The sequence below is a fragment of the Micromonospora sp. USAFONa4 genome (assembly GCF_057197825.1).
This window is the reverse complement of record NZ_CM170072.1, coordinates 7,067,318-7,089,451: the sequence shown is the minus strand read 5'-3', so window position 1 is coordinate 7,089,451 and position 22,134 is coordinate 7,067,318. Positions and strand designations below refer to the sequence as shown.

Here is a 22,134-nt window from a genome sequence, read left to right as displayed (position 1 = left end):
CGGCAATGAAAGAACGCGACCGTGCGCGGAAATTTGTCAGGTGGGGGCGGGTCGGGAACCCCTTCCGGCCCGCCCCCACCGCGGCGTCACTCCCTGAGCAGCGGCAGCACCCGGCGGCCGAGCAGGTCGACGCCACCGGCCGGGGTCAGCCCGTGCGGGGTGCCGAACTCCACCCGGGTGGCCCCGGCGTCGAACACCGCCGCGGCCTGCGCCGCGACATGTTCGGGCGTGCCGGAGAAGGCGAACAGGTCGAGCAGGTCCCCGCCGATCAGCGCGCCGGCGAGGTCGTGCTCCTGGCGGGCGACGTGCTGCTGGATCCGCGCCAGCAGTTCCGGGTCGATGTCGACGTTCGGGTCGAGGGCGGCGACCACGGCGAGGTACATGGCGACCTCCGTGCGGGCCACCCGGCGGGCCAGGGCGCCGTCCTCGTCCACCACGGTGACCGCACCGATCACCACCCCCACCTGGTCCCGGCCGGCGGGCGTGGCCTCGTCCAGCCAGGCGCGCATCGTCTTGGCCATCGCCGGGTTGGCCGACCCGCCGACCTTGACCTCCGAGGCGAAGGCCGCGGCCGTCCGGGCGGTCTGCTGACCCCACGTCCCCACCAGGACGGGCACGTCGGCGCGGACCGGGGCGTAGCGCAGCGCCGTGCCGGGCGCCACGGTGAACTCCCGGCCGGCGAAGCCGCCCTCGTCGCGGGAGAGCAGCAGACGCACCACGTCGACCGTCTCGGTGATCCGGCGCAGCGGCCTGGCCTGCGGCACCCCGATCTGGTCCAGCCAGGTGCCCCGGGCCAGCCCTAGGTAGGCCCGCCCGCTCGACGCCAGGTCCAGGGCGGCGACCTGCCCGGCGATCTCCACCGGGTGCATGGTGAACGGGTTCAGGCAGGCCGACCCGAGCCGGATCCGCCGGGTGTGCCGGGCGGCCACCAGCAGCGGGAAGAACGGCGGCTGGTACATCAGGTCGCCGAAGACCGACAGCACGTCGAAGCCGTGCCGTTCGGCGAGTTCGGCCAGTGCCGCGTACTCGTCGGCGCTCTTGTCGGACTGCAGTCCGATGCCGACGAGTCGGCGTCCGTCGTCGGTGCTCACGTCAGGTCTCCAGTGGGAATCTGCCGCCGGGCGGTCCGTTCGATGCGCATGATGACCCGCTCGTCCGGGTCCGGGCAGGCCACGTGACTGTCCCGGGCCAGCCAGTCCTCCGGCGGCAGCGGCCGCTGCTTGGCCGGCAGCAACGGCAGGCACGCGGCGAGGGCGTAGAGGCAGAAGTGCTTGCCCGTCGGGATGCTGAGCCGGTTCGACTCGGTCAGGTCGATGTAGTCACCCGGCCGCAGGCCGCAGACGGACCGGCCCTCGATCCGCTCCACCACGACCCGCAGGTCGTAGAGGTCGGTGACCGGTTCCCCGGCGCTCATCGGACCGCCTCCGCGTGGTGGTGCACGATCCGCCAGCCCCGCTCGTCGCGGCGCAGCACGTCCGTCACCCGGAAACAGTCGTCCGGCTGCCCGCCCGCGTACCGGGCCCGCAGGACGTAGCGGACCAGGCCGGTGTCGTCCCACGACTCGACCCGGAACTGCTCGGGCGCGACCGAGGTGGGGGGCGCGGCCGGGCCCCGGTCCGCCGCCCGGCGGTCCCGCAGGTCGTCCAGGGCGGCCAGCCCGTCCAGCAGCTCGGGCGCGTCGGACTCCCAGATCGTCAGGTCGGGGTGCAGGCGGGCGTCGAACGCCGACCGGTCGCCCAACGACCGGTATATGTCGGTGATGGCGGCGGTGAGATCGTCAACGGTCATCGGGGCTCGCTTCCGGTCGGGGCGGACGGGGGTGACGGTGGATCAGGAGAGTTCGGCGAGACGGGCGCGCAGCGGATCCAGCCCCATCGGGCCGAGCCGCAGGGCACGGTGGTGGAACCGCTTGCGGTCGAACCCCGCGCCCTCGCGCCGTTCGACCTCCCGGCGGGCCTGCTGCCAGAGCCGCGCCCCGACCTTGAAGGCCAGCGCCTGCGCCGGCCAGCCCAGGTACCGGTCGACCTCGAACCGCGCCGTCGCCGGGTCCAGGCCGGCGACGCGGACCAGGAAGTCCACGGCCAGCTCGGGGGTCCACCGGCGCGCGTCGGTGACGCCGTTCCCGGGCGGGATCGGCACGTCCAGGTGCAGTCCGAGGTCGATGACCACCCGGGCCGCGCGCCACATCTGCCCGTCGAGCATCCCGAGCCGCTCGGCGGGACCGGCGTAGAGGCCCAACTCGTCGGCGAGGCGTTCGGCGTAGTGCGCCCAGCCCTCGGCGTACCCGTGCACCTGGCACAGCGAGCGCTGCCACGGGTGCAGCTCGGCGGTGGTGAGGGTGATCGCGTGCTGGAGGTGGTGCCCGGGCAGGCCCTCGTGGCAGAGCGTCCCGACGTGCCGCCACACCGGCACCGTCGACTCGCCGGGGGGCGTCGACCACCAGATCCCGCCCGGCCGGGTCAGCCCGGCGTCGGGCGGGGTGTAGTACATGACGCCGGAGGCGGCGGGGCTGAGCCGGCACACCACCTGGCGGGTGGCGGCCGGGATGTCGAAGTGCGGGCCGTCGAGGGCGTCGGTGAGCTGCTCTGTGCGCTCGCGCAGCCACCGCTCCAGGTCGGGCCCGACCGGCACCCGGCCGGCGGGGTCGGCGTCCAGCGCGGCCCGCGCCGCCGCCACGTCCGGGTGGCCCAGCTCGGCGGCGACCGCCCGCTGCTCGGCGGCGGTGCGGGCCAGCTCCGCCCAGCCGTACGCGTACAGCTCGTCCAGGTCGACGGTCGCCCCGAGGAAGCTGCGCGCGGTGACGGCGTACAGGTCGCGCCCGACGCCGTCGACCTCGGTGGCCCGGGGCGCCAGCTCGGTGCGCAGGAACGCGGCGAAGTCGGCAGTGGCGGCGCTGGCCAGTTCCGCCCCGGCGGCCAGCTCCCCGGCCAGCGGCCCGCCCGGGTGGCCGGCCACCAGCCGGCCGTAGAAGTCGTCGGCGGTGACCCAGGCGGTGCACTGGTCGGCGACCGCCAGCACCTGCCGGCGGGCGACCAGGTGTCCCCGCTGCGCCGACCAGCGCAGCGTCTCGGCGTACTGGCCGAGGGCCGTGGGCACCCGCCGCAGGTGCGCGGCGACGACGGCCCAGTCCTCGTCGGTGGCGCGCGGCAGGTTGTCGAAGACCTGCCGGACCAGGTGCACCGGCGTCGCCAGCGGGGCGAGCAGCCGGGTGGTGAAGCCCGCGTCGTACAGGTCGACCTCGCTGGCCAGCCGGTCGCGCAGCGCGCCGGCCAGGGCCCGCTCGGCGGTGCCGTCGGCGCGGGCACCCGCCGCCGCGGCGGCGGTGCCACGGGCCAGCTCCGCCCGGGCGGCGAAGCCGTCGGGGGAGAGGTCCGCGAAGCGCGACCCGGGGGTACGACCGGCAGCCTCGGCGGCCTCCGGGTCCAGCCCCGCGAGCGCGTCGAGGTACCCGTCGGCGACCTCGACGATCGTCGTCATCGGGCGATCCCGAGGCGGCCGTGGTCGTCGCGGTACCCGACGCCGCCCTTGAGCACCGCGTGCAGGGTGCGCAACGCCGACACCGAGCGGGTGGGGTCGTCGCGCAGGACCAGCAGGTCGGCGTGCTTGCCCACCTCGACGCTGCCGAGCGTGTCGGCCTGGCCCAGCCACTGCGCGGGGCGGATGGTGGCGGACCTCAGCGCGTCGGCGACGGGCATCCCCGCGTCCACCATGAACTCCAGCTCGCGCACGGTCGCGGTCGTCTCGTCGTAGCCGGCGTGCGGCGGCATGTCGCTGCCCAGGGCGATCGGCACCCCGTTGCGGATGGCGTGCTGGAGGCTCTCCCAGTGCCGGGGCCCGGCGGACAGGGCGCGGTCCATCAGCCAGCCCGGCACGCCCGCGTCGCGGAAGAACTGCTCGCAGCGGCTGACCACGATGGTCGGGACGTACCAGACACCCCGGTCGGCCATCAGCCGGGTCACCTCGTCGGTCAGCTCGTAGCCGTGTTCGACGCAGTCCAGCCCGAGTTCCACGGCGCGGCGCACCGACTCGGCGGGCCCGGCGTGCGCGGTGACCTTGCGGCCCCAGTCGTGCGCCACCCGGATCACCGCCGCCAGCTCGTCGTCGAGCAGCTGCGGGGTGTCGATCGACTCGAACTCGCCGGCGATGCCGCCGGAGATGCACACCTTGATCAGGTCGGCGCCGGCCCGGATCTGCTGCCGGGTGAGCCGGCGGAACCCGTCCGCCCCGTCGGCCTCCAGGGCGTCGGCCTCCCAGCCGTGCCCCCCGGTGCAGCAGAGGGCGTGCCCGGCGGTGAAGATCCGCGGGCCGTCCACCGCGCCGCGCTCGATGCCCTTGCGCAGGGCGAAGTCGGCGTACCGGCTCTCGCCGACGAGCCGGGCGGTGGTGACGCCGGAGTGCAGGGTCCGCCGCGCCGAGTCGGCCATCAGCAGCACCAGCTCGGCGAGGTTCGACCGGTGCACCTCGTCGCCGAAGTGGCCGGGCAGGCCGAGCGAGAGGTGCACGTGCATGTTGGTCAGGCCGGGCATGACGTGGTCGCCGTGCAGGTCGACCACCCGGGCGCCGCCGGCCTCGGCGAGGACGTCGTCGACCGGGCCGACCGCGCGGATCGTGCCGTCGGCGCCGACCCAGATGCCCTGGTCGCGCTGGAGGTCGTCCCGCACGCCGTCGTAGAGCGCGAGGTTGACCAGGACCTGTTCGGTGGGGATGTGCATGCGGAGTCCTCTACGCGGCGGGCGCGGTGGTCGGCGCCACCGTCGGGTCGTTGAGCCAGCAGGCGGCGCTGCGGCCGCCGAGGTCGAGCGTGGGCGGCTGCTCGCCGCACGGCCCGAAGGCGTGCGGGCAGCGCGGCCGGAACCGGCACCCGGTCGGGGCGTGCGCGGGGTCGGGCACCTCGCCGGCGAGCGTTTTGGGCAGCTGCGGCTGCGCCGAGATCTGCGGCACCGCGTCGATCAGCGCGCGGCTGTACGGGTGCCGGGGCGAGCGCCACAGCTGGCGAGTGGGCGCGGTCTCCACGATCCGGCCCAGGTACATCACCGCCGTGACGTCGGCGATCTCGTGCACCAGGGACAGGTCGTGCGAGATGAACAGCATGCCCATGTCCAGGTCGCGGACCAGCCCGACGAGCAGGTTGACCACCTGCGCCTGGGACGAGGCGTCCAGCGCGGTGACCGGCTCGTCCGCGATGATCATCCGGGGCTCCGGCGCGAGCGCCCGCGCGATGGCGAGCCGCTGCCGCTGGCCGCCGGAGAACTGGTGCGGGTACCGCTCCGCGGCCCCGGCCGGCATGCCGACCCGCTCCAGCAGGTCGGCGACCCTCGCCCGGCGGGCGGCGCCGGTCACCGTGTCCGGCACCCCGTCGAGGAGTTGGGCGCCGATGGTGCGCCGGGGGTTCAGCGACGCGTACGGGTTCTGGAAGACCATCTGGAGCCCCACCTGCGGCACCGGCCGGCGCCGCCAGCCGAGCGGGGTGACCGGGTGACCGGCGAACCGGATCGCCCCGGCGCTCGGCGCGGCCAGGCCGACCGCCACCCGGGCCAGCGACGACTTGCCGCAGCCGGACTCGCCGACCAGGCCGACGATCTGGCCGGGCGCCACATCGAGGCTCACCCCGGCCACGGCCCGCACCGGCCCCCGGCCGCGTGCCCTGTACTCGACCTCGACGTCGCTGATCTCGAGCAGGTTGCCCGAGCCGACGGGCTCGTTCATGCCGCCACCTCCAGGTGCGGACGGACCACGCAGGCCACCGACCGGTCGGCGCCGGCGGGGGCGAGCGGGGGCGGCGCGCTGCCGCAGGACGGCTCGGCGTACCCGCACCGGGGTTGGAACGGACATCCGGGCGGCGCCTGCCCCGGCGCCGGCGGCCCGCCCGGGATGGGGCGCAGCGTGCCGACGGCCTGGGTGCCGTGCGGGCGGGCGCCGAGCAGCGCCGCCGTGTACGGGTGCCGCGGCGCGGTGAGCAGCGCCCCGGTGGGACCGGTCTCCACCACCCGCCCGGCGTAGAAGACGTATCCCCGGGTGGTGAGCGCGCTGAGCACGCCGAGGTCGTGGGTGATGAACGCGACGGCCAGCCCGGTCTCGGCGCGCAGCTGGTCCAGCAGCGCCAGGATGCCGGCCTGCACCGTCACGTCGAGCGCCGTGGTGGGCTCGTCGGCGATCAGCAGCCGGGGGCGTGCGGCGAGGGCGATCGCGATGGCCGCCCGCTGCCGCATGCCGCCGGAGAACTGGTGCGGGTACGCCCGCACCGCCCGCTGCGGGTCGGGGATGCGGACCTGCTCGAGCAGCTCCACAGCCCGCCGGTCGGCCGCCCGCCGGTCCAGGCCCAGGTGGACCTGCATGTGTTCGGTGAGCTGCCGGCCGATCGTGAGCATCGGGTGCAGCGCGGCGGTGGGGTCCTGGAAGACCATCGCGATGCCGGCGCCGCGTACCTTCTGCCAGCGCTTCGTGTCCAGGCCGAGCAGTTCGGTGCCGGCGAACCGGGCCGATCCGGTGACCTTGGCGCCGGCGGGCAGCAGCCCGAGCAGGGTCTGCGCGGTGAGGCTCTTGCCGCACCCGCTCTCCCCGGCGATGCCGACCATCTCGCCCTCGTCGACGGTGAACGACACGTCGTGCAGGATCGGCAGCGGTCCGGTGGGGCCGGGCAGGGTGACGGCCAGGGAGTCGACCTCGAGCAGGGGTGCCATTTCTCAACGTCCCTTCGCGTAGCGGGGGTCGATCCGGTCGCGCAGCGCGTCGCCGAGCACGTTGAAGGCCATCACCACGGTGAGGATGGCGAGACCGGGGAAGACGCTGACCCACCACATGGAGAGGTCCTGCGAGCCGAGCGCCACCATCGAGCCCCACTCGGCGGCCGGCGGGCGGGGGCCGAGGCCGAGGAAGGACAGCGCGGAGAGCAGCAGCACGGCGTTGCCCAGTTCGAGGGTGGCCAGCACGATCGCCGGACCCACGCTGTTGGGCAGGACGTCGCGGCGCAGCGCGCGCATCGGCCCGATGCCGAGCAGCCGGGCGGCGCTGAGGTAGTCCTCGCCGCGCATGGTCAGCACGGCGCTGCGGATGACCCGGGCGTAGACCGGCCAGGAGACGATGACCAGCGCGAGGACGGCGTTGCGGGTGCTGGGGCCGAACGCGGCCGTGACCGCCATCGCCAGGATGATCTGCGGGAACGCGAAGACCAGGTCCGTCAGGCGCATCAGCGCCTCGTCGACGAACCGGCCCACGTAGCCGGCCACCAGGCCGAGCAGCCCGCCGATCAGCAGGGCGAGCGAGACGATGGCGAGCGCGAGGGGGATCGACAGGCGGGAGCCGTGGATCACCCGGCTGAACACGTCCCGGCCGAGGGAGTCGGTGCCGAACCAGTGCGTGCCGGACGGCGGCGCGTAGGCGTCGGGGCTCTGCGCCAGCGGGTCGAACGGCGCCACGAGCGGGGCGAGGAGCGCCGCCAGCAGCCACCCGCCGAGGATGACCAGGGCCACCACGGCGATCGGCTGGCGCCAGATGGGCCGCGCCGTCGAACGTCCCCGCAGCCGGCCGCCCAGGAAGCGGCGCCGGGTCAGCGCGGCGGTCGCCTTGGGGTCGGGCGCCACGGGATCGGGTGCGAGTGCGGTCATGACAGGCGGATCCTCGGGTCGATGAGCCCGTACAGCAGGTCGACGGTGAGGTTGACCAGCGTGTAGACCAGCGCCACGAACAGGCTGACGCCGAGGATCGCGGGCAGGTCCAGCGCCGTCGCGCTGCGGTACGCGTACTGGCCGAGGCCCGGCCAGCCGAAGATGTTCTCCACCAGCACCGTGCCGGAGAGCAGCGAGGCGAAGGCCAGCCCGGAGACGGTGATCACCGGGACCAGGCCGGCGCGCAGCAGGTGCCGGCGGAACACGACCCGGGCGGGCAGGCCCTTGGCGTACGCGGCCCGGATGTAGTCCTGCTGGAGCACCTCCAGCATGGACGAGCGGACGAACCGGACGAGCATCGCCACGGTCAGGCTGGTCAGCACGAGCACCGGCAGGATCAGGTGCTGGGCGGCGTCCCAGGCGACGTCCCACTGGCCGGCGAGGGCGGCGTCGACCGTGTACATGCCGGTCACCGTCGGCGGTGGGCTGAAGTCGGTCGAGAGCCGTCCGCCGCTGGGCGCCAGGCCGAGCTGGTAGAAGAAGACGTAGAGCACGACGAGCGACAGCCAGAACGGCGGGGTGGAGAGGCCGAGCAGCGCGCCGACGCGGATCAGCTGGTCGGTGACCCGACCGTTGCGCACGGCCGCGAGCATGCCGATCCCGGTGCCGATGAGCAGCGCCAGCACCATGGTGGGGATGGCCAGTTCCATGGTCGCCGGCACGTACTGGAACAGGTCGTCGGCCACGGTGCGGCCGGTCTGCTGCGAGATGCCGAGGTCACCCGTCAGCAGGTTGCCCAGGTACTGGAAGTACTGCACGTACAGCGGCTGGTCCAGGCCCCACTTCTCGCGGAACGCCGCGACCGTCGCGGGGTCGTTGAGCGCCTGGTCGGAGAGGTTGGCCGTGACCGGGTCGCCGGGTACCACGGTGACCAGGCCGAACGTCACGATCGTGACGCCCAGCAGCAGGCCGGCGGTGATGGCCACCCGCTTGAGCAGGAAGACCAGCAGTGCCCGGTGCGGCCGGGGCCGGGACACGGTCGTGGTGACCGTGCCCGGCTCGGCGTCGTCGACTGTCGTCGTCATGGAGTGACTACCCCCGGCCCACCGCGGCGAGGTCGACCTGCCAACCGGCGGCGGTGTAGTCCGTGCCGGTCAGGTCGCCGCTCGCCACCACGGTGGAGGAGTTGCTGGCGAGGACGATGTACGGCGAGGCGGCGTTCATCGCCCGCTGCCACTCCTGCATGGCGGCGGCCCGGGCGGCCAGGTCGAGGGTCTCGGTGACCTTCTTGCCGGCGGTCACGACGGCCGGGTCGGCCCGCTCCACCGTCCAGCCCGAGCGCAGCGCGGTGGCCTGGCCGGGGGACATGTTGTTGATCAGCGAGTCGGCGACCGGGTAGTTCAGGCTCTGCGGGGTGAAGCCGAGGGCCATCTTGCCCGTACGCATCTCGTCGAGGAAGGTGGTCAGCGGCTGCGGGGTGAGCTCCAGCTTGATGCCGGCCTCGGCGGCGTCGCCCTGCACCTTCGTCGCGACCGTGCCCAGGTCGACCCCCTTGTAGGTGATGGCCGGGTAGTTGAACTTGACCGTGGGGTTGGTCAGCCCCGCCTCGGTGAGCAACGCCTTGGCCTTCGCCACGTCACGCTTCGACTGCTCCTCGGCGGGCAGCGCGCCCGGGTAGGCCGGGGCCACCAGGCCGGCGCCGGGGGCGGCGCCCTTGCCGTACAGCGCGGCGATGCCCTCGTAGTCGATGGCGGCCCGCAGCGCCTGGTTGAACTTCGCGTTCGAGCTCACCGGGGAGACGGCCGGGTCGGCGTTGAGGAAGAGGAAGTAGACGGTGTCCTGCATGGCGGAGGTCTTCAGGCTGCCCGGCAGCCCCTCCAGCAGCTTGCCGGAGATGTCCAGCGCGATCTCGGAGCCGCCGGCCCGCTGCATGGTCAGCTTCTGGGTCTGCACGTCCATGTTGCGCAGCACGACGCGGCTGAACTCGGGCTTGTCGCCCCAGTAGTTGGGGTTGGCCTCCAGCACCACCTGCGCCGACGGGTCGTACGACTTGAGCACGTACGGGCCGCTGCCGACGGAGTTCGTGTCGAGGTACTGCTGCGCGGTGTCGCTCTTGGCGGCGTCGGCGGCGTCGGTCGCGCCGTGCTCCTTGGCGACCTTGGAGTTCACCACGCCGGTGGAGGGCATCGCGAGCACCACGGGGATGTTCGGGTCGGCGGTCGCCGAGGTGACCACCACGGTCCGCTCGTCGGTCTTGGCGAACGTGAGGCCGCTGACCATGACGGCCGGGCTGGCCTTGACGTTCTTCAGCCGGTTGAGGGAGAAGACCACGTCGTCGGCGGTCAGCGCGGTGCCGTCGGAGAACTTCACGCCCTCGCGCAGCTTGAAGGTGAAGGTCTTGGCGTCGGGCGACGCCTCGAACGACTCGGCCAGCGCCGGGACCGGCTTGCTCACGTCCGAGCCCTCGAAGGTCAGCAGCGTGTCGTAGAGCGAGTGCACGGCGGTGAGGCCGGTCGCCTCGTAGATCCGGCCGGGGTCGAGGGTCTTGAGGACGAACGAGGTGTTGACGGTGAGGGTCTTGGCCGAACCGCCGTCACCGTTTCCTCCGCTGCCGCCCGCGCTGCACGCGGTGCTGGAGGCTATGGCCAGCGCCGCCAGAGCGATCGCTCCGACGCGGAGCCGGCGAGGGGACACCGACATGCTGTTCCTACCTTCGTATGGGCCGGCCCGCGCGGGACGGGCTCTGGGGGCTGTCACACCCGGTGACGTCGGTGACGCCGCGCCGGGGCGGTGGTGCAACCGTGGCGGCTTCGCGGGTCAGCGCCGCTGGGCCGTCATGGGGTTGGATGTACCCGGACGGGACTCCTGTCCGGTTCGTGCCTCAACGCCGCTTGTCTAGTAGTGCCAAACGCGTTCACCTTGTGTTTGACCACCCTAGACAGCGGCGTATAGTCACGTCAAACATTTCTAGCCACACTGTTTTGGAACGAGGAAAGACGCATGCTCGGTGACCAGCTCCGCGACCTGCGCCAGCAGCACTCCTTCACGCTGCGCCAGCTCGCGGCGGCGGCCGACGTGTCGCCCGCCCTGCTCAGCCAGATCGAGAACGGCGCCACGGACCCCAGTTTGGCCACCCTGCGTAAGCTCGCCAAGGTCTTCGACACCTCCATCGCGGCGCTGTTCTCCGAGCCGGACGCCCCGCTGGTGCACATCAGCCGGCCCGGCTCGCGGTCCCGGCTCGCCGCGCCTCCCGGCCAGATCGCCTACGACCGGCTCACGCCGGGGCGGGGCGACCTGGAGGTGCTCGAAGCCGAGCTGGCGCCCGGCGACGCCAGCTCCACCGAGCCGTGGGCGCACCCGTCCACGGAGTGCGCGATCGCCGTCACCGGCGAGGTCGTGGCCGAGATCGGCGGCGAGAACTACGTGCTGAAGACCGGCGAGGCGATCACCTTCGACTCCCGGCTGCCCCACCTCTACCGCAACGCCAGCGACCAGCGGGCCCGGCTCATCATCGCGGTCACCCCGCCGACCCCCTGACCCACCCGGCACGTCACCCGGCCCGCGTACACGCACGTGGGCGGTACGACGCCGCCCGTCGAAAGGACCCGCAGTGGACCGTGACAGCGTCGACTGGTTCGGCTACCTCCCGGCCGTCACCACCCCGTTCACCGCCACGGGCGAGCTGGACCTCGCCGCCTGGCGCGGGCAACTGGACTGGCTCGCCGCCGAGCGGCTGCACGGGGTGATCGTCGGCGGCACCACGGGCGAGTGGTTCAGTCTCAGCGAACAGGAGCGGGCCGAGCTGTTCCGGACGGCCGCCGAGCGGGTCGGCGACCGGCTCACCGTGCTCGGCGGCTGCAACGCGTACACGCCGGCGGAGGCCATCCGGCACGCCGAGGCCGCCCGGGCCGCCGGCCTGCACGGCATCCTGCTCACCCCGCCGCCGTACGTGGTGCCCACCCGCGCCGAGGTCGTGGCGTTCTACCGGGCCGTCTCCGAGGCCGTCGACATCCCGCTCTGCGTCTACAACTGGCCCCGCGGCACCGGCGTCGACCTGGACGCGGACCTGCTGCTGGAGCTGAGCGCGCTGGACACCGTGGTGGCGGTCAAGAACTCCACTCCCGATTTCGGCGGCTTCGTCCGGAGCCTGGTGGCCCTGCGGCAACGGGTGCGCTACTTCGGCATCCCCACCAACGAGGTGGGCATCGAGCTGATGACCACGATCGGCGGCGACGGGCTGATGGGCGCCGGCGCCGTGCTCGGCGCCGACCACCCCGACTTCTTCCGCGCGCTGCGCGCCGGGGACCTCGACCGGGCCCGGGTCCTCGGCGCCCGCGACCGCGTGATCATGGAGGACTGGTTCGGGCCCGACTACGGCGCCCGGTTCGGCAACGCCCAGGCGATCATGAAGTACGCGCTCACCCTGCGCGGCGTGCCGGCCGGTCACGTCCGTGCGCCGCTGCTCCCGCTGACCCCCGCCGAACAGGACCGCGTCCGGGCCACCCTGACCCAGCTCGACCTGCTCCCGTGACTGCGTACGACACGGCGGTCGTCGGCGGCGGCCTGCTCGGCTGCGCGACCGCCTGGCACCTGGCCCGGGCCGGCAACCGCGTCCTGCTCGTCGAGAAGGACCAGGTCAACCGGCACGCCTCCGGGCAGAACGCGGGCAGCCTGCACTTCCAGCTGGAGTTCCGGATGGTCGAGCACGGCGACGACGCGGCCCGCGCGGCGGCCCGTGCGCTGCCGCTGCACCTGGACGCCGTGCGGGCCTGGGCGAGCATCGAGGACGAGCTCGGCGAGCGGTGCGGGGTGTCCCGCACCGGCGGGCTGATGCTCGCCGAGACCCCGGCGGAGATCGCCGTGCTGGACCGCAAGGCGGCCCTCGAACGCGGGTACGGCCTCGACGTCGCCGTGCTCTCCGGCCCCGAGCTGCGCCGGTTCGCGCCGTACCTGGCGGACACCGTGCTCGCCGCCGGCCACGTGCCCGGCGAGGGCAAGGCCAACCCCCGACTGGTCACCCCGGCGCTGGCCCGGGCCGCCGGCCGCCACGGTGCCGTGCTGCGCACCGGTTGCCGGGTCACCGGGCTGCACCGGCGCGGCCGGCACTGGGAGCTGCGCACCGGGACCGGCCCGGGGGACACCGCCGGGGAGACCCACCTGGCCGACACGGTCGTGCTCGCCGGCGGCGTCTGGACCGCCGAGCTGGCCGCGATGGCCGACGTCCGGCTGCCGGTCTTTCCGGTCGGGCTGACGATGAGCGCCACCGCCCGCAGCCGGCCGTTCCTGCCGCACCTGATCCAGCACGTCGGCCGGCGGCTGTCGATGAAGCAGACCGAGGACGGCAACGTGCTGATCGGCGGCGGTTGGCCGGCCAAGCTGGTCAGCTGCGCCGGGCAGGTCGACCTGGAGACCAACCCGGAGCTGCGCTACGAGTCGCTGGTCGGCAACGCCGACGCCGCCCGGGTGGTCCCGGCGGTGTGGGACCTGCCGGTGATCCGGACGTGGACGGGCATGACCACGCTCACCCCGGACCACCTGCCGCTGCTCGGCGCGGTGCCGCGCCGGCCGGGGCTGTACGTCGCCACCGGCGGCTCGGCCTTCACCCTCGGCCTCACCTACGCCCGGCTCCTCGCCGCCATGGTCGTCACCGGCGAGCCCGACCGTGCGATCGAGGACTACTCGCCCGCCCGCTTCGGAGCGCTGAACTTTGTCTGAGCACCGCCCGCCGCAGCCCGCCGAGGCGCCGAGGCGCACCGCGATGGGCCGGCCCGCGCCGGTCACCATCGAGGTGGACGGGCGGCCGGTGCCCGCCCACCCGGGCGAGTCCCTGGCCACCGCGCTGCTGGCCGCCGGGGAGCGGGCCGTCGGCGCCACGCGCGGCGGCGCCCGCCGGGGGCCCTACTGCAACATGGGGATCTGCTTCGAGTGCGTCGTCACGGTGGACGACGTGCCCTGCCAGCGGTCCTGCCTGGTCCGGGTACGGGCCGGCATGCGGGTCCGCACGGCGGTGCCCCGGTGAGCGCGCCCGACGTGGTGGTGGTCGGCGCCGGTCCGGCCGGGCTGGCCGCCGCCGCCACCCTCGGCCGGCACGGCGCCGCCGTCACCGTCGTCGACGAGCAGGAGCAGCCGGGCGGGCAGATCTACCGCCGGCCACCGGCCGGGTTCACCCCGCCGGCCGCGCCGTCCTCCGCCGGTCGGGCGCTGCTCGCCGAGGCCACCGCCGCGCCGGGCGTCCGGTGGCTCGCCGACACCACCGTGTGGGGCGTCCTCGGCACCCGCGCCGGCCTCGACGGGTACGCGGGCGAGCAGCCCCCGCCGGGGCGCTACCGGGTCGCCACGCACGGCCCGGCCGGGGTCCGCCTGCTCGAACCCCGGGCGGTGCTGCTCACCGCCGGCGCGTACGACCTGCCGGTGCCGTTTCCCGGCTGGACCCTGCCCGGCGTGCTCACGGCGGGCGGTGTGCAGACGTTCGTCAAGGCGCAGGGCCTGCTGCCGGGTGGCCGGTTCGTGCTGGCCGGGGGCCACCCGCTGCTGCTGGTGGTGGCCGCCCAGCTGGTGCGCGCCGGTGCCCGGGTGGTCGAGGTCGCGCTGGTCCAACGCCGCCGCGACCTGCTGCCCGGTCCGGCCGGGCTGGCCGCCGTGGCGGGCGCGGGCGGCAAGATCGCCGAGGGCGTGGGGGCGCTGCGCGTGCTGCGCCGGGCGGGGGTGCCGGTCCGGTTCGCCACGGTCGTCCGCCGCGCCGACGGCGACCCGGACCTGAGCGCGGTGACCCTCGCCGAGGTCGGCCCCACGGGGCAGCCGGTGCCCGGGACCGACCGGGAGGTGCCCTGCGACGCGCTGGCGCTGGGCTACGGTTTCGTCCCCTCCGTCGAGCTGGCCCGGCAGGCCGGCTGCGCGGTGACCTGGGACTCGCCCGCGGGCGGCTGGGTGGTCGGGCACGACGAGTGGTTGCGTACCTCGGTGCCCGGGATCGCGGTGGCCGGCGAGTTGACCGGCGTCGCGGGTGCCGAGCAGGCGGAGGTCGAGGGGCGGCTGGCCGCCCTGGGCGTGCTGCGCGACCTGGGGTTGCTCGACGAGCGTCGGGCCACCGCGCTGGCCGACCCGGTACGCCGGGAACTGCGCCGCCGGCGACGTTTCGTCACCCGGGTGCTCGACCGCTTCGCGCCGGACCGGGCGGCCCTGGGCGGCCTGGTCACCGACGACACGGTGCTCTGCCGCTGCGAGGAGGTGCGGGCCGGTGACGTGCGCCGCGCGCTGGCGGCCAACCCGCACCTGGGCACCGCGAACGCGGTCAAGCTGGTGACCCGCGCCGGGATGGGCCTGTGCCAGGGCCGGTCCTGCCAGCCGGGCCTCTGCCAGTTCATCTGCACGCTGACCGGCCGGGCGCCGGAGGAGGTCGGGGCGTTCACCGCGCAGGCGCCGGTCAAGCCCGTCCCCCTGCGCGCCCTCGCGGTCGGCGACGCGCCGCCCGACACGCCCTGACCGACGGTGGCGAGCCGGCCGCCGCTGATCGGGTCGCCGCCGCGTCGGGCCCGTCGCCTCGATCGACAATAGTCGATCGCCTTCCGTCAATCGCTTGATCGGCGGGACCGGCGCGGGCCGGCCGGTCGGAGGTGCGCGCGGATCATCCGATTTCGCCGCTCAGGGCGCCTGGCGGGGTCCCGCCGGCGCCCTCGGTTTCGTAGGTTGCCCAGCACATCCGCCTCGCCGGAGAGGGGTCGCCATGGGAAACGTGCCGGGCCTGGGGGGCGTACCGCGCCGACGGCTGCTCCGCGACGGCGTCGTCATCGCCGCCTCCGTGCCGCCGCTGCTGCTGGCGGGCTCGTCCGGCGCGTCGGCCGCCGTGCCCCAGTACGACCCGCAGCAACGGTTCATCCGCCTGGTCGGCGGCGGGTACGGCGTCATCTTCGCGATCCAGGCCGACGGCGCGCTGTACTGGTACCGGCACACGGGCTGGCAGACCGGCGCCTTCACGTGGGCGAGCGGTTCGGGCCGCCGGATCGGCTCCGGCTGGCACCAGTTCCGGGCGGTCTTCGGCGGGCTCGACGGCTCGCTCTACGCCGTGCGCGGCGACGGCACCGTCCACTACTACCGCTACCGGCTGACCAACTCGACGACCGGCGCCGGCACCTGGATCAGCGGCGGGCAGATCGGCGCCGGATTCGAGCGCTATCCCCGGCTGTGCGGGTTCCACGGCGCGTTCTACGGGCAGAACGCCGCGGGCGAGCTCTTCCTGCACCAGTACGACCTGGTCGGCAGGACGTGGACGGTCCAGGGAGCGCGCATCGGTGGCGGCTTCACCGGCGCGGTGTTGCAGGCGGACACCTCCGGGGTCGTCTACGCCTACCACTACGGCGACATCCGCTGGCACCGGCACCTCGGCGGCGGCACCTGGGCGTCGGGCTCGGGCCTGCGGATCGGCTCCGGCTTCCGCAACTTCTTCCTCAACGACGGGGTGTGGTGCACCGGCCAGGGGGCGCTGTACGCGATCCCGCCGGACGCGGCCACCGCCCGGCAGAGCGGGGCGCTCACGCAGTACCGGTTGACGAACCACACCACCGCCGGCCCCGACGGGCGGGCCGCCTGGATGAACAGCGGCACCGGCAAGCGGGTCGGCTCCGGCTGGACGGTGCAGACGCAGGCCGCCCTCCAGGGCTACGCCAACACGCCGAGCGTGGCGCAGGGCGAGGTGGCGCGCTTCGCGGTGTCCACCGGGTTCCCGTCGCTCACCGCGTCGATGGTCCGGCTGGCGCCCAACCCCGGCGCCCCCGTGGTGGTCTCGCAGCCGCTGCCCGTCACCGGCGGGGTGCAGTCGCTGCCGGTGGGGTTCCTCGGCGTCGGCTGCGGCTGGTCCGACCGGTTGCAGTTCCGGGTCCCCGCCGACTGGCAGCCCGGCCTCTACGCCGCCCGGCTGGAGGGCCCGAACGGGCTGCACCGGTACGTGCCGTTCCTCGTGCGGCCGACCCGCCCCACCAACAGGATCGCGGTGCTGCTGCCCACCTTCACCTACAACGCCTACAACAGCTGGGGCGGGCACAGCCAGTACTGCCCGGACACGACAGGCCGGCGGCCCCTCTCCGTACGCCGGCCGTCGACGGAGCTGAACGTCGACGACCCCGGGATCCGCGACCACACCCTCTTCTCGGATCTCCTGCTGACCCGCTGGATGTCCCGGCAGGGGCTCGCCTTCGACGTCTACGAGGACGCCGACCTGCACGGCTCCAACGGCTGGCTCACCAACTACCGGGTGCTCGTGCTGGGCAGCCATCCCGAGTACTGGTCCGACACGATGCGACAGCGCCTGGTCAACTTCCAGGCCGGCGGTGGTCGGCTGATCTACCCGGGCGGCAACGGCCTGTACGAGCGGGTGCAGGTCAACTCCGCTCGTACGGTGGTCACCTACCGCCGCTCGGACGGCCGGCGGGACATCTACACGGAGCTGGGCCTGCCCGCCTCGCAACTGCTCGGCACCAACTACGTCGACGCCGGCACGTACGCGCCGTACCAGGTGCTGCGTGACCACCCGCTGCTGGCCGGCACCGGCCTGGTGGTCGGCAGCAGGTTCGGCCGCACGGGTTACAACGGCGCCGCCAGCGGCTGGGAGACCGACGGGCTGCGCGGGCTGGCCGGCGAGGCGTCCCCGGCGCAGGTCATCGCCCGGGGGGAGAACCCCGGGGGCCAGGGCGCCGCGATGGTCTTCCTGGAGCGGCCCAGCGGCGCCCTGGTCTTCAGCGCGTCCTCCATCTCGTTCGTCGGGGCCCTGGCGGAGGATCCGGCGATGTCGACGCTGTTGCGCAACGTCTTCGACCGGATGCTGGCGTCGGCGCCGGCGGTCCGGGCCACCGAGGTCCCGATGCCGCGCACCAGTCCCGCGCCCGCGATCCCGGAGCCGTCCACGATGGAGTAGCGGCGCTCAGAGCCAACCCGAGCGGCGGAAGAGGCGGTGCAGGGCGAACGCGGTCAGCGCCATCAGGCCGAGCACGGTGGGATAGCCGTAGCGCCAGTGCAGCTCCGGCATGTTGGTGAAGTTCATGCCGTAGATCCCGGCGATGCCGGTCTGGGTGGCGGCGATGGCGGCCCACGCGGCGATCTTGCGCATGTCGTTGTTCTGCTCCACCGCGAGCTGCGCCAACCGGGACTGCACGATCGAGTTCAGCAGGTCGTCGTAGGCGGCGACCCGGTCCACCGCCCGGGTCAGCCGGGCGTCCACGTCGACGAACCACCGGTGCAGGCCGCGCGGCGGGTTGTCGGGCCGCTGGTCGAGCAGGGAGCGCAGCGGCGCCTGCAGGGGCTGCACCGCCCGCTTGAACTCGACCACCTCCCGCTTGAGCTGGTAGATGTGCTGGATGTCGGCCGAGCGGTCGCGGGCGAACACCGACTCCTCGACGCGTTCCAGGTCCCGCTCGACGTGCCCGGCGACCTCCAGGTAGAGGTCGACCATCCGGTCGCAGACCGCGTACGCGACCGCCCACGGGCCCTGCGCGAGCACCGCGGGGCGCTGCTCGACGTCGGCGCGCACGCAGGTGAGCGCGCCCGCGGCGCCGTGCCGCACCGTGACGGCGAAGCGGTCGCCGACCAGCACCATCACGTCGCCGGTGTCGACCACCTCGGAGGTGTCGGTCAGCTCGGCGTGCTCGACGTAACGGGCGGTGCGCAGGACCAGCAGGGTCACGTCGCCCTCGCGGCGCACCGTGGGGCGGTGGCCGTCGGCGAGGGCCTGCTCGACGGTGAGGTCGTCAAGCCCGAAGGTGCGGCCGACGGCCGCCATCACCGCCGGATCGGGCTCGTGCAGACCCAGCCAGACGAAGGTGTCGCGGCCGCGACGGCTGCGGGCGTACGCGTCGGCGTAGTGCGGGCGGCCCGGCTCGCGCCGCCCGTTGACGTAGACGGCACAGTCGACCACGGAGTCGGGATTGGAGCGACGGGGCTCCGGTGCGCGCTGACCGGGCAGCGGTCGGCCGAGCAGCCGGTCGAACACGGCCGACAGCCTGACCCGTTCCCTCGACCGCCGAACCACCCGTCCCCCTCCGCCGCACCGGCATCCGCGCGGACACCGTACTCGGGTCGTGCGGGTCCGGGGGTCACGGCACCCGGGTGGCGAACACGATGACGTTGTCGACGTAGTTGCCGCTGTCCCGGTCGAACCGGCCGCCGCAGGTGATCAGCCGCAGGCCGGTCGCGTCGCTGGGCCCGTAGACCAGGTCGGTGGGGAAGCGGTCCTTCGGGTACGACCCGACGCCGTCGACGGCGAAGGTGGCGACGCTGGCGTCGGCGCGGGTGATCCGCACGGTGTCGCCGGGCCGCAGCCGGCCGAGGTCGAAGAAGACGGCGGGGCCGGCGGCGGAGTCGACGTGCCCGACGATCACGGCGTTGCCGGTCTCGCCGGGGCTGGCGCCGTGCCGGTACCAGCCGGCCAGGGTGGGCCGGTCCAGCGGCGGCACCTCCAGGTGCCCGTCGGCGTCGGCGCCCACCGGGACGATCCGTGCCCGCACGTCGATGGCCGGGATCCGCACGTCGACCGGCGCGGCCCGGTGCAGCGGCGGCACCGGCGGCGCGGAGCGGACCGGTGCGGGGGCGTCGGCGGCCTCCGGCCGGGGCGGGCGGGGCGGGGTCGTCGCCAGCCCGGCGGCGACCAGGCCGAGCCCGGTCGTGGCGAGCAGGACGACGACCGTGACCGCCCAGCCGGGCCTGCGCCAGGACACGATCCCACCTCCGTACGCGTGCGCCCGGGTGCCCGCTCCGGTGGTTCACCGGTGCGGGCACCCGTTGCAGGGATGGACGACTTGCAGGAGTGGACGGCACGGGGCCGTCGGTCAGAGCGTGGCCGCCGCCATGTGGCGCCGGCGGCGGGCCAGGACCAGGGCGCCGCCCGCGGCGGAGCCGAGCAGGGCGCCGCCGGCCGCCAACGCGCCGGTCCCGTCGGTGCCGCCGCGCCCGCCGGCCTGGGCCCCGCCGATCGGGGTGACGGTGAACGTGGCGCTGCCGGCCGCGCTGCCGTCGCCGCAGGTCGCGGTCACGGTGTAGGTGCCCAGGGTGAAGCCGGCGGTGAAGAGTTCGGCGCTCAGCCCGCCGCCGGCCGCCGCGGTGGTGGACCGGACGTTCTGGTCGCGGTCGGGGCCGGTGACGCGGAAGATCGCGTCGCCGGACTTCGGGTTGCAGGTCGTCGCGGTGAGCACGACCGTCCCGCCGACCGGCGTGGTGGCCGGTGACACGACGGTGTCGGCCAGCGCCGCGCCGGGGAGCAGGAGCGTGCCGAGACCCACGCCGAGCGCCGCCGATACGAGAACTGTCTTTGCCTTCATACGCGTCTTCCCTCACTTTTCGTCCGCTGACTGCGTGGGACGTCGTTCGGGTGGCCAACTCCGTGACTAGCACCGGTGTGACCAACCCTAGGAGGGTTGGGACCCCGATCCGGTGAAAATGAGAAATCTTCGTTGCCGTCACGTGTCCACCCGCGAGGCGGAGGGAGCAGCGGAAATGCCGGCACGGCCCACCCGCGAGGGTTGGCCGTGCCGATGTCACCGGGGGACGTGCTGTCGCGGCTGGGCCGTCCCGGCCCCACTCGGGAACGGTGCCCCGCGGCGGGCGCGTACGCGCCCGGCCCGCCGCGTTGGCCCGGTCCTGGCCGGTTTGCTCCGGGCGACTGCCTGTCCAGCGTGTCGCCGCGGCCATCCGGCAGGGGCGGCGGGAGCGGTCAGGCCGGGCGGCCGGCGTCGTCGTGCAGCAGCCCCACCAGCGCGGAGAGGCCCTCCTCGCCATGGCCCCGGGCGACCGCCTCGTCCAGCAGGTCACGCACCGGGCGCATCAGTCCGGCGTCGACCCCCAGGTCCCGGCAGGCTGCCAGCAGGTTGCCGAAGCTGGCGGCCTGCATCCCCAGGGAGGACCCGTCGGCGTCGTGCTCGCCCGAGTCGACGGCCGCCGCCATGGCGGGCAGCTCCCCGAGCATTGCGGTCAGCCACCCGGTCACCATCGGCGCGAGCCGGCCCGCCGGCGTGCCGGCCGCGCGGACCATCGCCGTGGCGTGCAGGAACCCACCGAACATGCCGTACATGGCGGCGAGCAGGGCCAGGTCGTGCACGGCGGCCCGACCGGGGTCGGCGCCGAGCCAGTGGACGTCGCCGAACGCCGCGAGGGTGTCCCGCCAGTCGAGGAGGGCGTCCTCCGTGCCGCTGTAGAGCACGAACGCGCCGGGCTGGCCGATCATGAACGGCACGGCCATGATGCCGCCGTCGACGTACCTCGCGCCCCGCGCGGTCACCCACTCCGCGAGCCGGCGGGCCTGCGCGGGGGTGCCGTTGGTCAGGTTGACCACCGTCCGCCCGGCCAGGGCCGGCGTCGCCTGTTCGAGCACCCGACGGGTGACGTCGTCGTCGAGCAGGCACACCACGACCAGTTCGCCCGCCGCGACCGCCTCGGCGGCGGAGCCGGCCACGTCCGCTCCCGCCCCGGCCAGCGCGGCGGAACGCTCCGGCGACCGGTTCCACACGGTCGTGGGGTGGCCGGCGGCCAGCAGCGCGCCGGCCAGGGCCCTGCCCATCGCGCCGAGCCCGAGCACGGCGACGGGCCGGTGGCGTGGGGCGCTCACGCGGCCGCCTGCGCGTACACCCGGACCAGCCGGGAGAAGTCGTCGGCACCGTGCCCGGCGGCCACCGCGCGGGCGGCGACGGCGTTGGCCGCCCGGAGCGTGCCGGTGTCGATGCCGTGCCCCTCGGCCGCCTCGACGATGTGCGCCATGGTGGCGGCGGCGGAGGCGATGGTGGAGACGTCGGCGGTGTGGTTCCCGACGTCGGTCCGCCCGGCCAGGTCGTCGACGAGGTCGGGCAGCAGGCCCGAGATCCCCTTTGCGTACGGCGCAAGCTCGGTCGCCGTGATCCCCTCCGCCCGGGCCAGGGCGAAGGCGTGCGCGATGCCGCTCATCGCGGTCCAGAACACGTCGAGCAGCGCCACGTCGTGGGCGGCCGCACGAGCCGGGTCCGGGCCCAACCAGTCGGCCGAACCGCCCAGGCTCCGCAGGGTGTCCCGCTGGGCGTGCCAGACCCGTTCGGGCCCGCTGTAGAGCACCAGCGCCTCGGACCCGCCGATGGTGGGGGCCGGGGTCATGATCGCGCCGTCGAGGTAGTCGACGCCCTGCCTGGCGGCCCAGGCCGCCATCGCCCGGGCCCGCTGCGGGGTGTCGGCGGTCAGGTTCACCAGGGTGCGCCCGGCGAGGGCTTCGACCGCGGGCTCGACGACGGCGCGGACGGCCGCGTAGTCGATGACGCAGGCGAGCACCAGCGGGCTCGCGCGGACGGCCTCCGCCACGGTCGGCGCCCGCCGGGCGCCACGTGCGACGAGGGGATCGGCCCGGGCGGCCGTGCGGTTCCAGACGGTGGTCGGATGGCCGGCGGCCAGCAGCGCGCCGGCGAGGGCCCGGCCCATCGGCCCGAGGCCCAGCACGGTCACCGGGGACAAGTCGCGGTCGGTCACGGAAGTGCTCCTTCGTGGACGGGGTGGCTCGGCCCTTGCGCGTGCCGCCGGGCCGGTCCCATCC

General features: G+C 74.5%; 21 protein-coding genes. 6 read left to right on the top strand and 15 right to left on the bottom strand.

Annotation, left to right across the window (positions count from 1 at the left end):
- Window positions 1–86 precede the first annotated feature (86 nt).
- The 10 genes from AC0OO9_RS30700 to AC0OO9_RS30655 are packed head-to-tail and all read right to left on the bottom strand — an operon-like array spanning window position 87 to window position 10,304.
- Window positions 87–1,091, bottom strand: a complete 1,005-nt coding sequence (locus AC0OO9_RS30700) for an LLM class flavin-dependent oxidoreductase (RefSeq protein ID WP_484514291.1) — start codon at window positions 1,089–1,091, stop codon at window positions 87–89.
- Window positions 1,088–1,414 carry a TIGR04076 family protein gene (locus tag AC0OO9_RS30695; RefSeq protein ID WP_484514289.1) on the bottom strand — a complete coding sequence of 109 codons (327 nt, stop codon included), beginning with the start codon at window positions 1,412–1,414 and terminating at the stop codon, window positions 1,088–1,090. The genes AC0OO9_RS30700 and AC0OO9_RS30695 overlap by 4 nt, the downstream gene beginning before the upstream one ends.
- Entirely contained in the window at window positions 1,411–1,788 is a 378-nt protein-coding gene (locus tag AC0OO9_RS30690; RefSeq protein ID WP_484514287.1) for a nuclear transport factor 2 family protein, read from the bottom strand. Before AC0OO9_RS30690 ends, AC0OO9_RS30695 begins: the two co-directional genes overlap by 4 nt.
- Before the next feature lie 42 nt (window positions 1,789–1,830).
- Complete coding sequence (locus AC0OO9_RS30685) at window positions 1,831–3,477, bottom strand: DUF885 domain-containing protein (RefSeq protein ID WP_484514285.1); 1,647 nt, start codon at window positions 3,475–3,477, stop codon at window positions 1,831–1,833.
- A complete protein-coding gene (locus tag AC0OO9_RS30680; RefSeq protein ID WP_484514283.1) occupies window positions 3,474–4,712 on the bottom strand; it encodes an amidohydrolase family protein in 1,239 nt (412 codons plus the stop codon). The genes AC0OO9_RS30685 and AC0OO9_RS30680 overlap by 4 nt, the downstream gene beginning before the upstream one ends.
- Window positions 4,713–4,722: 10 nt before the next feature.
- Entirely contained in the window at window positions 4,723–5,706 is a 984-nt protein-coding gene (locus AC0OO9_RS30675) for an ABC transporter ATP-binding protein (RefSeq protein ID WP_484514281.1), read from the bottom strand.
- A complete protein-coding gene (locus AC0OO9_RS30670; protein ID WP_327028434.1) occupies window positions 5,703–6,680 on the bottom strand; it encodes an ABC transporter ATP-binding protein in 978 nt (325 codons plus the stop codon). Before AC0OO9_RS30670 ends, AC0OO9_RS30675 begins: the two co-directional genes overlap by 4 nt.
- 3 nt (window positions 6,681–6,683) lie before the next feature.
- Window positions 6,684–7,604, bottom strand: coding sequence for an ABC transporter permease (locus AC0OO9_RS30665; protein WP_151456999.1), 921 nt, complete (start codon window positions 7,602–7,604; stop codon window positions 6,684–6,686).
- Window positions 7,601–8,689, bottom strand: a complete 1,089-nt coding sequence (locus AC0OO9_RS30660) for an ABC transporter permease (protein WP_311413496.1) — start codon at window positions 8,687–8,689, stop codon at window positions 7,601–7,603. Before AC0OO9_RS30660 ends, AC0OO9_RS30665 begins: the two co-directional genes overlap by 4 nt.
- A 7-nt stretch (window positions 8,690–8,696) precedes the next feature.
- Window positions 8,697–10,304 carry an ABC transporter substrate-binding protein gene (locus AC0OO9_RS30655; RefSeq protein WP_484514279.1) on the bottom strand — a complete coding sequence of 536 codons (1,608 nt, stop codon included), beginning with the start codon at window positions 10,302–10,304 and terminating at the stop codon, window positions 8,697–8,699.
- 300 nt (window positions 10,305–10,604) lie between these two features.
- Between AC0OO9_RS30655 and AC0OO9_RS30650 the strand changes: the two genes are divergently transcribed.
- The 6 genes from AC0OO9_RS30650 (at window position 10,605) to AC0OO9_RS30625 (ending at window position 17,511) form a co-directional block, all read left to right on the top strand.
- On the top strand, window positions 10,605–11,141 hold the full coding sequence (locus AC0OO9_RS30650; protein WP_132239617.1) for a helix-turn-helix domain-containing protein: 537 nt from the start codon (window positions 10,605–10,607) through the stop codon (window positions 11,139–11,141).
- Between the two features lie 73 nt (window positions 11,142–11,214).
- Window positions 11,215–12,135 carry a dihydrodipicolinate synthase family protein gene (locus AC0OO9_RS30645; protein WP_484514277.1) on the top strand — a complete coding sequence of 307 codons (921 nt, stop codon included), beginning with the start codon at window positions 11,215–11,217 and terminating at the stop codon, window positions 12,133–12,135.
- The gene (locus AC0OO9_RS30640; protein ID WP_484514275.1) at window positions 12,132–13,319 is read left to right on the top strand and encodes an NAD(P)/FAD-dependent oxidoreductase; all 1,188 of its coding nucleotides are present in this window, start codon (window positions 12,132–12,134) and stop codon (window positions 13,317–13,319) included. Before AC0OO9_RS30645 ends, AC0OO9_RS30640 begins: the two co-directional genes overlap by 4 nt.
- Window positions 13,312–13,623 carry a (2Fe-2S)-binding protein gene (locus AC0OO9_RS30635; protein ID WP_311413492.1) on the top strand — a complete coding sequence of 104 codons (312 nt, stop codon included), beginning with the start codon at window positions 13,312–13,314 and terminating at the stop codon, window positions 13,621–13,623. The genes AC0OO9_RS30640 and AC0OO9_RS30635 overlap by 8 nt, the downstream gene beginning before the upstream one ends.
- Window positions 13,620–15,086, top strand: coding sequence for an FAD/NAD(P)-dependent oxidoreductase (locus AC0OO9_RS30630; protein ID WP_484514273.1), 1,467 nt, complete (start codon window positions 13,620–13,622; stop codon window positions 15,084–15,086). Before AC0OO9_RS30635 ends, AC0OO9_RS30630 begins: the two co-directional genes overlap by 4 nt.
- Before the next feature lie 241 nt (window positions 15,087–15,327).
- A complete protein-coding gene (locus AC0OO9_RS30625) occupies window positions 15,328–17,511 on the top strand; it encodes a N,N-dimethylformamidase beta subunit family domain-containing protein (RefSeq protein ID WP_484514272.1) in 2,184 nt (727 codons plus the stop codon).
- A 6-nt stretch (window positions 17,512–17,517) separates the two neighbouring features.
- Here the strand turns inward: AC0OO9_RS30625 and AC0OO9_RS30620 are convergent, their stop codons facing one another.
- From AC0OO9_RS30620 to AC0OO9_RS30600, 5 genes are all read right to left on the bottom strand, one after another.
- A complete protein-coding gene (locus tag AC0OO9_RS30620) occupies window positions 17,518–18,621 on the bottom strand; it encodes a magnesium and cobalt transport protein CorA (RefSeq protein WP_484514270.1) in 1,104 nt (367 codons plus the stop codon).
- Window positions 18,622–18,685: 64 nt separating this feature from the next.
- Complete coding sequence (locus AC0OO9_RS30615) at window positions 18,686–19,306, bottom strand: class F sortase (protein ID WP_484514268.1); 621 nt, start codon at window positions 19,304–19,306, stop codon at window positions 18,686–18,688.
- 111 nt (window positions 19,307–19,417) lie between these two features.
- Complete coding sequence (locus tag AC0OO9_RS30610) at window positions 19,418–19,906, bottom strand: hypothetical protein (protein WP_132239627.1); 489 nt, start codon at window positions 19,904–19,906, stop codon at window positions 19,418–19,420.
- Window positions 19,907–20,298: 392 nt separating this feature from the next.
- Window positions 20,299–21,189: an NAD(P)-dependent oxidoreductase gene (locus tag AC0OO9_RS30605; protein WP_484514266.1), complete on the bottom strand. Its 891-nt coding sequence runs from the start codon at window positions 21,187–21,189 to the stop codon at window positions 20,299–20,301.
- Complete coding sequence (locus tag AC0OO9_RS30600; RefSeq protein WP_484514264.1) at window positions 21,186–22,070, bottom strand: NAD(P)-dependent oxidoreductase; 885 nt, start codon at window positions 22,068–22,070, stop codon at window positions 21,186–21,188. Before AC0OO9_RS30600 ends, AC0OO9_RS30605 begins: the two co-directional genes overlap by 4 nt.
- Window positions 22,071–22,134 lie beyond the last annotated feature (64 nt).

Coding starts and splice junctions, on each gene's coding strand:
- AC0OO9_RS30680 (WP_484514283.1), bottom strand. CDS start 4,712: ATGCACATCCCCACCGAACAGGTCCTGGTCAACCTCGCGCTCTACGAC.
- AC0OO9_RS30685 (WP_484514285.1), bottom strand. CDS start 3,477: ATGACGACGATCGTCGAGGTCGCCGACGGGTACCTCGACGCGCTCGCG.
- AC0OO9_RS30665 (WP_151456999.1), bottom strand. CDS start 7,604: ATGACCGCACTCGCACCCGATCCCGTGGCGCCCGACCCCAAGGCGACC.
- AC0OO9_RS30650 (WP_132239617.1), top strand. CDS start 10,605: ATGCTCGGTGACCAGCTCCGCGACCTGCGCCAGCAGCACTCCTTCACG.
- AC0OO9_RS30610 (WP_132239627.1), bottom strand. CDS start 19,906: ATGAAGGCAAAGACAGTTCTCGTATCGGCGGCGCTCGGCGTGGGTCTC.
- AC0OO9_RS30655 (WP_484514279.1), bottom strand. CDS start 10,304: ATGTCGGTGTCCCCTCGCCGGCTCCGCGTCGGAGCGATCGCTCTGGCG.
- AC0OO9_RS30675 (WP_484514281.1), bottom strand. CDS start 5,706: ATGAACGAGCCCGTCGGCTCGGGCAACCTGCTCGAGATCAGCGACGTC.
- AC0OO9_RS30670 (WP_327028434.1), bottom strand. CDS start 6,680: ATGGCACCCCTGCTCGAGGTCGACTCCCTGGCCGTCACCCTGCCCGGC.
- AC0OO9_RS30690 (WP_484514287.1), bottom strand. CDS start 1,788: ATGACCGTTGACGATCTCACCGCCGCCATCACCGACATATACCGGTCG.
- AC0OO9_RS30625 (WP_484514272.1), top strand. CDS start 15,328: ATGGGAAACGTGCCGGGCCTGGGGGGCGTACCGCGCCGACGGCTGCTC.
- AC0OO9_RS30695 (WP_484514289.1), bottom strand. CDS start 1,414: ATGAGCGCCGGGGAACCGGTCACCGACCTCTACGACCTGCGGGTCGTG.
- AC0OO9_RS30660 (WP_311413496.1), bottom strand. CDS start 8,689: ATGACGACGACAGTCGACGACGCCGAGCCGGGCACGGTCACCACGACC.